The following is a 13,239-nucleotide window of genomic DNA, read 5'->3' as shown; positions in this document are numbered from 1 at the left end:
AACAGGCTCATAAATGCGTATTGTTAGGTTATACCGAATTAACAAGGTATTGTTGGAACACGGCTTAGACGAACTTATTCCAGCAAAGTGGTTACCCTGGTACGCGCGGGCTATGCGTCATACCATTTTCTGGGTGCGAAACAAACATAAGGGCAAGTCAGCTGGCGAGCGTATTACCCTTGCACTACAAAACCTTGGGCCTGTTTTTATTAAATTCGGCCAGATGCTATCTACTCGCCGAGACTTGCTTCCCCCTGCTATTGCCAACGAACTTGCTCGTTTGCAAGACAAAGTTCCACCGTTTTCATCAGACGCAGCACAAGACATTATCAAGCAAGCGCTGGGGCTTTCTGATTTAAGCGACTTGTTTAGCGAATTTGAAAAAGCGCCGCTGGCGTCAGCGTCTATTGCTCAAGTTCATGCCGCAAAACTAAAACACAACAACGAAGATGTTGTAGTGAAAGTATTGCGCCCCGATATTCGCGATACCATTGTAGCGGACATGGAGCTGTTATTTAGCTTGGCTAACGTCCTTCAACGCTGGCTGCCTGACGGCAAACGGCTGCGTCCTGTCGAAGTGGTTGTGGAATATCGCAAGACCATTGTTGATGAACTTGATTTACTGCGTGAATCTGCAAACGGTATTCAGTTAGGGCGTAACTTTGAAGGTTCTGACGCGCTGTATGTACCTAAAATTTACAGTGACTACTGTCGCGGTAATGTGCTGGTTATGGAGCGTATTTACGGTCTGCCAATCTCAAATATCGACGCGTTACTTACCCAAAATACCAATATGAAAAAATTGGCTGAGCGCGGCGTGGAAGTATTCTTCACTCAGGTATTTCGCGACAGTTTTTTCCATGCAGACATGCACCCTGGCAACATTTTTGTATCCACCGAACACCCTGAAAACCCTAAATATATTGCCATCGATTTTGGCATTGTGGGTACGCTTAATCGTGAAGATAAGCGCTATTTGGCTGAAAACTTTATCGCCTTCTTCAATCGCGACTATCGCAAAGTTGCTCAGCTTCACGCTGACTCAGGTTGGGTGCCGCAAGACACCAACATCGATGAGTTTGAGATGGCCATTCGCACGGTATGCGAGCCTATTTTTCAAAAGCCACTAGCAGAAATATCCTTTGGTAACGTACTGCTTCAGCTATTTAATACGGCACGACGTTTCAATATGGTTGTGCAGCCTCAGCTTGTGCTACTGCAAAAAACATTGCTGTATATCGAAGGCTTAGGCCGCCAGTTGTATCCTCAGCTCGACCTATGGAAAACCGCTAAACCGTTTCTTGAAAATTGGATGAAAGAGCAGATTGGCTTTACCGCCATGATGGGAAAAGTGAAAGACAACTTACCTTTCTGGTCTGAAAAACTACCTGAAATGCCAGACCTGCTGTACGACAGTTTACAACAGATGAAACGCCTGCCTTTGCAACAACAAAGGGCCCATTTGGCACTGCTGCAAGAGCAAAAGAAAACAACTCAGACCACTCATTTAAGCGTAGTGGGTGCCACCTTTGTGTTAATGACTGCAATACTGCCAATGTACGATTTATCTTGGTATTTCCCTGCAAGTACAGGCGTAATTGGCGCAATTTGCTGGTATTTGGCCTGGCGGAAAGGGCATTAATTTTTGTTACGCTGCGGTGAAATATTTATGAAATCCGTAGTTTATCAATTAATTTGTATATTAATCGTCCCGAAGAGTGTTATAGTGGCTTTGGCTTTTAGCCAAAGTCTTTAAAGAGACGCGATTTTGTATTATTTGCTATATGTTAAACCACTCGAGTTACCCGGTAATTTGTTGTAAGTTGTTTGTCCATTCGTAAGTAAGACCCAATACTCCGCCAATTTAAAGACTCTAAAGAACTTAGTTACACGCGCTTATGCGCAATTTAATACGATATTTGAGGTCTATACGACATGTCTAAAGTTACAGGCACAGTTAAGTGGTTCAACGCTGATAAAGGTTACGGTTTTCTAACTCAAGATAACGGCGGCAAGGACGTTTTCGTTCATTTCCGTGCGATCATCTCTGACGGTTACAAAACGCTTCCAGAAGGTCAGCGAGTAGAATTTGAAGTTGAAGAAGGTCAAAAAGGTCTTCAAGCTGCTAACGTGCAAGCTATCTAAGAATTCAAAAACGGCGGTCAATTGACCGCCGTTTTTCTTTCTCTGGTTTACATTCCTCACGCTTACTCTGAACGAGCGTACAAGCGTCTAGATACTGGCGCGTCTCTTAAAAACCACGTCTAGCGAATTACCCCCCTAACTCATAGCCACAGCTACTTTCTCTCCCATTTACAACACCCCCCATGTGATAACCCCAATATGTTTGATACTCCTAGCTTATTCTTAATATCAGCTTGCCTCGGTATTGCGTAGTCATAGCGTTTAATGCTTTACTCATTACAACGACCATTTAGGTGATACCAGTCCACACAGTTAATTAGCCAATCAGCGAGACTTAAAATTTTCGCAATCGCGGCGTGTTACCGCAGGTATAATTACGTCTACAGGGAGTGCTTAATGCGCATGACATCAACTATTCGATCTTCATTGGCCACCGCGCTACTTATTCTTTTTTCAAACCTTGCTCATGCTGCTCAGGCAGATGGACAAGTCGATAAACAGAATGTTTTGGCAAGGGTACTTAATACCGAAATCCTTATGGCAGACGTCGTGCCTAGCGAAGACGAGCTGAAAAAATTAAAGCAGCAAGCGAAAGACAACTACGCAGATATGCTTGATTATGTTACCCGTGTAAATGCGTCTACCAGAATTTATGAACTTGTAATAGAGGACTACGCAAAGCAAAAAGGCATAACGGTTAATCAAACACTGGTAGGCAAGTTTATCGAGAAGTTTGAAGGTCAGGTTTCAAGTGAAACTGCAACTAAACCCATTAAAGATATAGCCGCTAAGCAGGTTCTACAGTTTCAAGCAGAAAAAGCGATGTATGAAGAGTTTGGAGGGCGGGTTATCTTTCGCCAGTCTAACCCGCAAATGCCGATTGACGCATACAAAACGTTGCTATCTCGCTATCGCGATGCAGGCAAACTTAGCATAATAGATGAAGACTTGCGTGATGCATTTTGGGATGTTTTTACGCCTCCCTTTCAATACGAAATAGCACCGACAAATGTGGACTTTAATCAGCCTTGGTGGCTGTAAATGGTGGCTTCCTTTTGTGGCATTAAAAAGAGGCTTCAAACAACACCCTTAAAAGTAAAGTGCCTAACGTAATGCGTTGAACAACTAAGAACATTGAAAATAAAGGGCAACATCTCACTATGTCTAGTGAAAAAGCACGTGGTATAGACTTAATAGATAAAGCCATTTTGGCCATGCTACAGAATAATGCTGACACGCCTGTTGCAGAAATTGCCGAGCAAGTCGGGCTCACCGTAACGCCCTGCTGGCGGCGTATTCAAAAGCTAGAAGAGAAGGGTATAATTTCTAGACGAGTAGCGCTGTTGCAAGCAAAGCAGTTAGACCTTGCAATGACGGTTTTTGTTCAGGTGAAAGCAGGAAGGCACGATGGTAAGTGGCTGGCAAGTTTTGCTAAGCACGCCGCGTCATTTGATGAAGTTGTTGAATGTTATCGTATGTCTGGCGAATACGATTACCTGCTAAAAGTTCTCGTTACCGATATGGATTGCTTTGATCATTTTTACAAGAGATTGGTTAACGGTATAGAATTTTCCGACGTCACTTCAAGCTTTGCAATGGAGCAGATTAAGTACACAACCTCGGTACCGCTAAATCATATTTGATAAAAAATGGGGCCGGTTTGACGGGCCCCATATAAATTAATGATTTTGGTCTTCAACGTGCTGGTCGGCAAATATCTTGGATTTCTTTTTGATTTTACATCCTAAGATACGCTGCGCATTTTTACGGCCGATATAGTGAGCGACTGTATAGGGGTGCGCGCGTTTGAAGAACCGTGAGAACGAATGGAATACATTTTCCATGGTATTGGCTCCTTCTATTAAAAATTGCCCCAAATAAAATATAGTAATATTGCAGTTTGATGTCAACAAAATATTTAGCATCAATTTGTGTCTAAATATTGTTCACATATAAAGAGTAGACTAACTAAAGTTAACCAACCTCTATTCATTGGTATACATTTCTTGTATTAATGGATCATATTTTGATCGCAGATCTTCATCTTTAGTCTAAGAATTACTGACTTTAGAAAGGTGTTGTGAACAGCACTACTTTCGCAACATGTAAGTGTTTAAAGTATAACGGTGACTAGAAAGTGAACACCATTGACTTTCAATGATGTTCACTATTGTTTCGAGTAATTGGGCGCCGCAGCGAACCCATTAATGAATGTTAGTAATAAGAAAGCTTCTCTGACTTTCCAGCGAAAATCTTATAAACCATGGCGGTATAAGCCAGAATAATGGGTACAACAATAACTACGCCAACAAGCAAAAAGCGTAGGGAGTTAGCGTCGCTGAGTGCATCCATCACAGTCATTTGCCCTGGAATGATAAACGGGTAGTAGCTTATGCCGAATGCGGTGAAGCAAAGCAAAAATACAAGTAGGGCAATAAAGAACGGAAGCCATTCGCCTTTACCTTGAGTATTTGGCAGTTTCTTAAGTAACACTGCACAAAGTGCTAAAAGCGCAAAACACACAACTGGAATGGCAAAAAGTACATACCCCCAAGGCGCAGAAAGCCATAAGTCTCGCACGTCATCATGTAGGGTTAGGTTCGCAATACTTACCGCGATAATGCCTACAGCCAGTACCCCTAAACCTCTTCTAGCCCAGTAGTACGCTTTTTGTTGAAGCTCACCTTCGCTTTTAAGTATTAACCAGCATGAGCCAATAAACGCATAGGCTGCCGTTACACCAAATGCAGCAAGTAGTGCAAAGCCTTGTGCCCAAATATCCGTGCGAAGCCCTGTAACATAGATACCTAACATGTAACCTTGAGCTAATGTGGTTAAAAGCGAACCGTACTTAAATACCATGTCCCACTTACGCTTTTTCACCTGCACAACTTTGGCGCGAAAATCGAACGCTACGCCGCGCAAAATAAGCCCCAATAACATAAAGGTGGCAGGCAAGTACAAGGTTTGTAAAAACTCGCTATGGGCTTCAGGGAAAGCAATAAGCAGTAGACCTATGGCAAGCACAAGCCACGTTTCATTAGCATCCCAGTAAGGCCCAATAGAGGCTATCATGTCATCGCGAAACGCTTCTGTTCTTGGCGGAATAAGTACACCCACACCCAAGTCGTAGCCATCTAAAATGGCGTACAGCAATACAGATAGACCGAGTAAACCCACATAAATATTGCCGAGCATCTCTGCTGATACATTTTCAAACATGTTTACTCTCCTTAAACCGTGCTTGGGTCTGGGTCAGTAGGCTGCATCTTTGCCTTTGCAACTTCCCGCTCTTCTGTGGTTATTTCTTCAATTTCAACCGCTCTTCTGCACATCAACATAAGCGTTCCCATGTAGGCGATTAGAAGCACCGTATAGATAACAAGGTAAAGCGTGAACGACAGAGCAATATTAGCCGGTGGCAATTGGGTAACAGCGTCAGCCGTTCGCAATACACCGCTTACTAGATAGGGTTGACGGCCTATTTCTGTTACATACCAGCCTGCTAATGTTGCAATCCAGCCGCTAAATGCCATGCCCGCAAACGTGCGTTTTAGCCAAACGGGAAGGTCTTTGTTGCGCATAAGATAAAGACTGCCAAGCCATGATACGGCCAGCATCAACATGCCCATGCCCACCATAACTCTAAAACCGAAGAAAACAGGGGCGACGGGCGGGTGCTCACCTTCGAACTCATTTAACCCTTTAATCTCTCCCTTAAGCTCGTGGGTAAGAATTACACTTGCACCATAAGGAATAGGAATTTCAAAATGGTTCTCTTTATTTTCTTCGTCTGGAATTGCAAAGAGCAATAAAGGCGCGCCTTCAGTGGTTTCCCATAAACCTTCCATCGCTGCTACTTTCTGAGGCTGATGCTCAAGGGTATTTAGGCCATGCATGTCGCCAGCAAAAATTTGTAGCGGGATTAACACTGCCGCCGTATAGGTGGCGGTTTTAAGCGCGAGTTTGGGCGCAAGCTTATCGTCGCCTTTAAGCATACGGTAGGCTGAAAGCCCAGCTATCAGGAAGCTGGCCGTCAGCCCAGACGCTAGCATCATATGCACAAAGCGGTAAGGGAAAGAAGGGTTAAAAATAATTTCTTTCCAGTTTGTGGCGTACACCACACCGTCGACCACTTCAAAGCCCTGTGGGGTTTGCATCCAGCTATTAAGTGCTAATATCCAGAATGCTGAGGTTGTAGTGCCAAGCGCAACAATAAGAGTCGAAGCCGTATGCAGCCAGTTAGGAACGCGGCGGATGCCAAACAGCATGATGCCTAAAAACGTGGCTTCTAAGAAAAAGGCAGTGAGTACCTCGTAACCTAACAGCGGTCCTGCCACATTACCTACTTTTTCCATGAAGCCTGGCCAGTTAGTGCCAAACTGAAATGACATGGTGACGCCGCTTACTACACCCAAGGCGAAGCTTAGGGCGAATACACGTACCCAAAAACGATACATGCGCATCCACACGGGGTGGCCTGAAGTATTAGAGCGCAGCTTAAAATAGAATAGAAACCAGCCCATCGCCATGGTGATGGTTGGAAATAAAATATGGAAACTAATATTTAACGCAAATTGTAAACGAGACAGCAAGAATGCATCCACAGAAGGCCCCCTTAGTTAACGCTGTTTTTCCCCGGAAGTAGCTTATCCTTAAGCTCAAGCATACGGCCCACGCCAGAACCTAACTTCATCAACGTGTTTAACTTTTCAGGTCCAAGATTTTGAAGCTCTTCAGACCATGCCGTAATTGATTCGAGTAAATCGTGAATTTCGTTCAGTTTATGTTGAGCGTTTGCTTCCTTTTCATTCGCAGGTGCATCGAGCAGCAGATCCCGAAGTAGGCTCATTGTTGGGTCTATCTCGCGCTTTCTGCGCTCTTCAAACACCCGGTTTGCCAGCGTCCAAATATCACCGGCAGGAATAAAGAACTCTTTTCTTTCGCCTGGAACATGATGTTGTTTAACTAGGCGCCATGACTGAAGCTCTTTCAACCCCATACTGGTATTGCCTCTGGAGATATTGAGCGCATCGGCAACCTCTTGTGCCGAAATAGGCTCTTCGTTTAAAACAATAAGTGCAAGAATTTGCCCAACTGTTCTATTAAAACCCCAGCGACTTCCCATTTCGCCAAAGTGCATCACGGCAGAAGTAATTAAAGGCGTCATTTTCATTTTTATTTTCCAGAAGTTTCAGAAATTACTGAAAGTTTATTGTGTAAGATCAAAAAAGGCAACATTAATGTGCTTTTTAAGCAAAATTTTATTGATAATTTAATAAGAGTTAATTAGGAAACTTTCAACGATATTGCATGCTTTGATCACAATTTGTTGTTATCGTGGTTGAGTAATTAGACACTCGCAAGAAAGTTCGCTTTCTAAATTTCTCGGCCAAGGCAATGCAATACATTACAGACAAAAAGATAAAGACGCTTCAGAACTGCGAAGATGAGGCTATTCACCTAATCGAAAGCGTTCAAAGCTTTGGTTATGTTATAGCAGTTGACCCTGAAACTAAAAAAGTTCAGGTGGTTAGTGAAAACATCAATGAGCTATTTAAGGTCAGTATCACTGCGGGTGAAACTCTTATTACTGAACTTATCGATACGCCTTCTGAAGATGCTCCCACCTTTCAAAGTATCTATCAAAGTGTTAAAGGCGGGAATTCCCGCCGTGCTTACCAATGGAAGTTTGCGGAGAACGCACTTTGTTTAGACAATTGGGAAAAAGAGGGCAGCGGTGTTGTGTTCGACTCAAACGGTCTGCTTGTTATCGAGTTAGAGCCCACCCCTCAGCTTAGTTATGAAGCCGCCCAACAATGGGTACCGATGGACGTAGATATTCGCACATTACTACCCGATGTAGATGGGTGCGACTCCATTCACGATGTTGCAGACGCCATTGCGAACGTGTTTAAGGGATACATAGGTTTCGATTCGGTGATGGTTTATCAGTTCGACAAAACCTATAGTGGTGAGGTGATTGGCGAAGTAAAAGCGCCTGGGACTCGCTCTTTCAAAGGTTTGAGATTTCCGGCATCTGATATTCCTAGCCAAGCTCGAGCGCTGTACTTAAAAAATCGCGTACGTTGTGTATTTGACGTAGAACAACCCCCTATTGCTTTAATACCAACTGTGCAAGAAGCGGAGCGACCGCCACTAGACTTATCCATGTCTATGGTTCGTTCAGTGTCGCCGGTTCATATCACTTACCTTAAAAATATGGGCATACGTTCATCGTTTTCCGTGTCCCTTGTGTTTGAAGGTAAACTTTGGGGGTTGCTTGCTTGTCACAATAATGAACCTAAATATATTGAGCAGAAAAAGCGTTTGGTATGTGAGTCTCTTGGTCACCTCTATGCGTGGCAGCTACACACTAAAGCCCTACACGAAAAGAAAGAGCAGTTTCAAATTCGGCAGCGCAAGCTGAATAGTATTATTCACCAGCTTACTAGCTATGCTAATCCCCTAGAGGCGATAACCCAAAAAGAAAAAGGCCTTTTGGATGTAGCCAGTGCATGCGGTATGGCGGTTATTACCCCTGTAGATAAATACTTAGTAGGTAGAACCCCGTCTGAACAAACATTAACTCGCCTTCTCGATAAGTTCGTTATTACCAACTCTGAAGAGTCAATTGCTATTAGCAAGTTGGCGGGAGAAGTGTCGGAACAATGTAACCTTAACGGCATTCGCGGCATGTATATATCCTGTGTATCAGCGAAGCTTGGTTATTACACCGTTTGGTTTAGAGAGCAAAAAGACAAAACTATCAGATGGGCAGGTCGTGAAGCTGCGAACAAAGATATTGGTAAGGTTTTAACGCCTCGTAATTCCTTTGATATGTATCTTCAAAGTGTAGCCGATGAGTCAGTAGAGTGGACCCAGGATGATCAGCTCATAATAGAGGGGTTTGACCACCTATTTATACCTTACGCACTAAGCTTAAAGGCGTCGCTTGATAAGCAAATTAGTAAATTAGAAGAGTTAGACAAAGCTAAAGATCAGTTTCTTGCCAGTATTTCTCACGAGCTTCGTTCACCTCTTAATTCTATTGTAGGTTGGACCGACTTAGCGCTTATGGATGTGACGAATGTCGATAGAATGTCCGATGCATTGGGGGTTATCAAACGCGCTGCGTCTACACAGGCCGCGTTAATTAACGATATCTTAGACTTATCGCGCATTATCTCCGGCACAATGAAATTGAGTACGCATTCATTAAATATCGCTGGGTCTATATCTGAAGTCGCTAAATCATTCGAAGCGGGTTTCGCCAGTAAAAATATTCAACTTTCAATTAATTGCGAAGACGAGCACACACAAATTCTTGGTGATAATTTGCGTATTAAGCAGGTGATCAACAATTTGCTCAGTAATGCCCTTAAATTTACAGCAAAGGGTGGAACCGTACACGTGCGTGGGCGAAGGGAACATTCTAACTACTTGTTCCGTGTAAAAGACAACGGTAAGGGAATGACCCAAGATCAGATAGCTCGGGTTTTTGAACGTTTTTATCAAGGAAAGGATTCTCATAACAAACATGGCTTGGGGCTGGGTTTATCTATCGTAAAGAGCTTGGTTGAAATGCACGGCGGCGAAATTTACGCCGAAAGTGATGGACCAAATTCTGGGACTACATTTTTCGTATCATTGCCTATAGCACCACTTAGCTTGCATGACGATATTATCGAAACCAAGAACTCAGAAATTAGCGATTTAACTGAGTCACTTCGCTTGAACGGCTTACGTATTTTAGTCGCAGAAGACGAGCGAGACGCCCGCGATTTCATCAAGTTGTTTTTAGAATCTAACGGCGCTCGTGTAAATGTCGTGAAAAACGGCTTAATGGCATGGAAGGAAATCAACGACATGCCTGAAGCTTTCGATCTTCTGCTATCGGACATAGGTATGCCGGAAATGGATGGGTTAGGTCTAGTATTGAAAATTAGGGCAAGCGAAATCCCAGAAATTGCAAAACTTAATGCCGTAGCACTTACTGCTTATGCCTATACATCTGATCGCGTGAAAGCACTTAAAGCGGGCTTTAACAACTATGTGTCAAAACCGGTCGATGGCGAAGAATTGCTGACAATTCTGGAGATGTACTTACCAGAAACGTCGCATTAACAGCGCTATCTATACGTCGTTATTGCAGCTTTCACATGCGGTATTGTCTAAATATATCGTCTATAAGCATGTAAAGGGCGCTGATAGTGCGTTAGCTAGGTAAAACCAGACTTATTGTCGGGTGCTTAGTCTCATACCGGCAGTCATGAAAATAATGAGGTCACGGCGCGGTCACGATTAAACTGCGCTTTACACCTTATCTACCAGCGGCGAAGCAATTGCTGGTAGGTGGTTTTATCTAACAGCGACTCACGAGGAGATGTATTCTCTTTAGCGGGAAGCGCAGCGCGGGCTTCCTCTAACGTTGCATACCTATCCCCATCAATATAAAACACACTTACGTCAGAGGTGGGCTTACCATCAAGGGAATAGGCTGTATCTAATACGTCAGAGGCGGTAGTTATACTGCTGTGCCCAATAAAGTCAGCAATACCATCACCGTTCACATCTTTAGAGAGCCATGCTAAAGCAAGCGGTTTGTTTAACTCTCCCTTATCCTGCATTAACGACACGGTTTGATTAAACTGCGCAACAATACTTTTGGCGTTAGCAACATTTTTACTGATTGCTATTTGAAACCCCGTTTTTGCTAAAGGTTTTGCGGAAAAGTGCAGGGTTTCTTCGTTATCGTTAGCCAGCAGGGTGTTTAGTTCACGCGCGAGAAGCTGAGAGGTAATTAAGTAAGGGGCTCTATCGTCGGCAAGCTGGCGAAATGCGTCAAAAGTGGTGGGGTTGCGCGACCACTTTATATTTTTAAGTAACCTGAATGAAGGCGTATTTGCAAAGCGATTTTCAATAGCAACGCGGTTGTCCTTTAAATGAGGGAAGAGCTTTACGGCCTCAACATCTGCGTCTTTGCTTACCGCGTAAAGGTATATGGGTAAGTAGACATCGGAAAGTACATAGTTGCTAGTGTCCTCACCTAAGTTGATGTAGGCAAATTCACCGTCTAATTTGCCCGTTAAGACAGAGCTGCCCAGAAAAGCTTGTCGCATAACCTGAAGCTGAATATTCAACTCTGCTTTTTTAAACACCTTTTCAAGTAATGCGTTAATCCGAGCAGGCTCCCCATCATCGCTGATATAGGTCTCGAAGGAAGCTGCACCCAACTTAGTAGGGGCGGCATGTAATTGCGAAACACTAAAGCAACAAAGGGCTAGACTTATACCTAATAAAGAAAGGCGTTGAGTGAAAATAGAGAGTGAGAACGCGCTTAATCTTACCAAAGGTGAACTCCGAACTGCCGTCATGCATTTACTACACTGTAATGCAGTTAGTCACTTAATTCCAATAAACACGTACAGGCTTAAATTAACAAAATGTAAGCGACATCAATATATTGAGTGTAGTGTCCCAGTTTAAACTGGCTCTTGTTGAGTAAAGTCATTCATGACGATAAGCCGGTTTCACTACCAGCTTAACGTCACGAACGTGACTTGGTACGTAATTGAGTCCCTACTTGGATGAGTATGTGTAGAAATGTGCTTAATTTAAGCGCTCAGTTTAAGCGCTCAGTTTAAGCGCTTATTGTCCAAAGCTTCCCGCAGGACCTGGATAAACCACTACGCTTTCAACACCGTCCTTGTTAACGCTGGCAACGCCAAAAAAGTAATTGTCGATAACTACATTCTCAAGCATGGCTTCGGTAACGTTACCCACATACTTACTGTATTCCCACTGCGGAGCATCAGTATGACGCCAATATACTTTATACCCTTTAAGCTGAGGGTTCTCTTCAGGGTCTAGTGCATCCCACTTTAAAAATGTTGAAGGTTGAACTGCACCGGCAATTTCTACATTTGCAGGTGGGTTCGGTGCCCACGCCATAGCAGCAAGAGAAACAGCATTAAGGCCAGTAAGTTTTGCAGCGTAATCAAAGTCGACGCCATCCAAGGTATCACCATAGGCAATACCGTCTTCTACGCGAAGATCTTGATGCTGGCGGGTGTAGTTTTCGTTAGTTTCCATAATACGAATACCCGGGTAGCCCAAGTCGTTAAACGGGCGGTGGTGGCCGCCACGACCAAAGCGGTCCAAGCGATAAATCACCATAGTGTCTAAGTTCTCAATATACTGATCGGCAATTTTATCGATATAGCGGGCAAGGTTTCGGCTTGGCGAGTCTACTTCACCTCCGGTGAAACGTCGCATGCGCGCTTCTTTTTCCGTTTCGGTTACGCGAGTGCCTTCAGCAAACAAACGAGCGGTGGTGTTGTTAATCACACCGTTTACCCCTTCGATATTGCCTATCATGTCATTATTGAGCACGGCTTTAATTCGCCAGCCGTCTTTCTTGGCTTGGTTTGCCATAATACGCCCGCCGAAAAGCCCTTGCTCTTCGCCAGATAGCGCGGCATATACAATACTGCCGTTAAACTTGTATTTGGATAGTACTCGCGCAGCTTCAAGGGTACCGGCGACACCAGAGGCGTTGTCGTTTGCACCTGGCGAATCAGAGGTGAAGTCCATTACATCAGACACCCGTGAATCAATGTCACCAGACATGATCACGTAACGATCAGGGTCAGTACTACCGCGCTGAATAGCGATAACACTAACCACTTCTACCGGCTCGGGAATACGCTTTTCTCCGCTGATAACTTCCGATTGGTAGTACACTTCTAAACAGCCACCACACTCGGCTGAAATTTTATCAAATTCAGATTTAATCCAACGTCGCGCAGCACCAATACCACGGGTATCAGACTCGGTTTCAGAAAGGGTATGGCGTGTACCAAAATTGACCAACTTGGTAATGTCTTTTTCAATGTTTTCAGCAGAGACATTTTTGGCAATATCGTAAAGTGCTTGCTTCTGTTCGGTATCAGCAAATGCTGTAGCAGATAATGTTAGTGCAATTGCGGGAGCAATTTTTCTTAATACAAGGTTGGTAAGATAACAGGGCTGTGATTTATTCATTGTTTTCTCCATGTTCTGCAAAGACCATACTGAATGCGTCGAAAATGG

The 13,239-nt window shown here is 43.8% G+C and carries 11 protein-coding genes; 5 read left to right on the top strand and 6 right to left on the bottom strand.

All coding sequences use genetic code 11. The features are described from left to right. Positions 1-13 precede the first annotated feature (13 nt). The 4 genes from ubiB to E5672_RS17315 all read left to right on the top strand — a co-directional run bounded on the left by ubiB (position 14) and on the right by E5672_RS17315 (position 3,788). Positions 14-1,642 (top strand): ubiquinone biosynthesis regulatory protein kinase UbiB, encoded by a 1,629-nt coding sequence (ubiB, locus tag E5672_RS17330; RefSeq protein ID WP_136783379.1) that lies wholly within the window; start codon positions 14-16, stop codon positions 1,640-1,642. Positions 1,643-1,935: 293 nt separating this feature from the next. Beyond that, complete coding sequence (gene cspE / locus E5672_RS17325; RefSeq protein ID WP_012519905.1) at positions 1,936-2,145, top strand: transcription antiterminator/RNA stability regulator CspE; 210 nt, start codon at positions 1,936-1,938, stop codon at positions 2,143-2,145. 396 nt (positions 2,146-2,541) lie between these two features. Next, positions 2,542-3,186, top strand: coding sequence for a hypothetical protein (locus tag E5672_RS17320; RefSeq protein ID WP_136783378.1), 645 nt, complete (start codon positions 2,542-2,544; stop codon positions 3,184-3,186). A 119-nt stretch (positions 3,187-3,305) separates the two neighbouring features. After that, complete coding sequence (locus E5672_RS17315; RefSeq protein WP_136783377.1) at positions 3,306-3,788, top strand: Lrp/AsnC family transcriptional regulator; 483 nt, start codon at positions 3,306-3,308, stop codon at positions 3,786-3,788. Positions 3,789-3,824: 36 nt separating this feature from the next. On the opposite strand, the gene E5672_RS19905 is transcribed toward E5672_RS17315, so the two are convergent. From E5672_RS19905 to E5672_RS17300, 4 genes are all read right to left on the bottom strand, one after another. Next, the gene (locus tag E5672_RS19905) at positions 3,825-3,989 is read right to left on the bottom strand and encodes a hypothetical protein (protein WP_014950935.1); all 165 of its coding nucleotides are present in this window, start codon (positions 3,987-3,989) and stop codon (positions 3,825-3,827) included. A 370-nt stretch (positions 3,990-4,359) separates the two neighbouring features. Continuing rightward, on the bottom strand, positions 4,360-5,367 hold the full coding sequence (locus tag E5672_RS17310) for a cytochrome d ubiquinol oxidase subunit II (RefSeq protein WP_136783376.1): 1,008 nt from the start codon (positions 5,365-5,367) through the stop codon (positions 4,360-4,362). Between the two features lie 11 nt (positions 5,368-5,378). Further along, positions 5,379-6,752, bottom strand: coding sequence for a cytochrome ubiquinol oxidase subunit I (locus tag E5672_RS17305; RefSeq protein WP_136783375.1), 1,374 nt, complete (start codon positions 6,750-6,752; stop codon positions 5,379-5,381). A gap of 11 nt (positions 6,753-6,763) precedes the next feature. Continuing rightward, positions 6,764-7,321 carry a GbsR/MarR family transcriptional regulator gene (locus E5672_RS17300; protein ID WP_136783374.1) on the bottom strand — a complete coding sequence of 186 codons (558 nt, stop codon included), beginning with the start codon at positions 7,319-7,321 and terminating at the stop codon, positions 6,764-6,766. A 224-nt stretch (positions 7,322-7,545) separates the two neighbouring features. On the opposite strand from E5672_RS17300, the gene E5672_RS17295 reads away from it, so the two are divergent. Continuing rightward, positions 7,546-10,272 carry an ATP-binding protein gene (locus tag E5672_RS17295; protein ID WP_136783373.1) on the top strand — a complete coding sequence of 909 codons (2,727 nt, stop codon included), beginning with the start codon at positions 7,546-7,548 and terminating at the stop codon, positions 10,270-10,272. A gap of 200 nt (positions 10,273-10,472) precedes the next feature. On the opposite strand, the gene E5672_RS17290 is transcribed toward E5672_RS17295, so the two are convergent. Both E5672_RS17290 and E5672_RS17285 read right to left on the bottom strand, forming a co-directional pair. Then, positions 10,473-11,498: a substrate-binding periplasmic protein gene (locus tag E5672_RS17290; protein ID WP_136783372.1), complete on the bottom strand. Its 1,026-nt coding sequence runs from the start codon at positions 11,496-11,498 to the stop codon at positions 10,473-10,475. A gap of 298 nt (positions 11,499-11,796) precedes the next feature. Next, positions 11,797-13,191 carry a M28 family metallopeptidase gene (locus tag E5672_RS17285; protein WP_136783371.1) on the bottom strand — a complete coding sequence of 465 codons (1,395 nt, stop codon included), beginning with the start codon at positions 13,189-13,191 and terminating at the stop codon, positions 11,797-11,799. Positions 13,192-13,239: the final 48 nt, after the last annotated feature.

Origin of the sequence: Alteromonas portus (assembly GCF_005117025.1) — a bacterium.
Classification (GTDB): domain Bacteria; phylum Pseudomonadota; class Gammaproteobacteria; order Enterobacterales; family Alteromonadaceae; genus Alteromonas; species Alteromonas portus.
The sequence above is the reverse complement of the archived record's forward strand: the minus strand, read 5'-3'. Positions and strand labels throughout refer to the sequence as shown.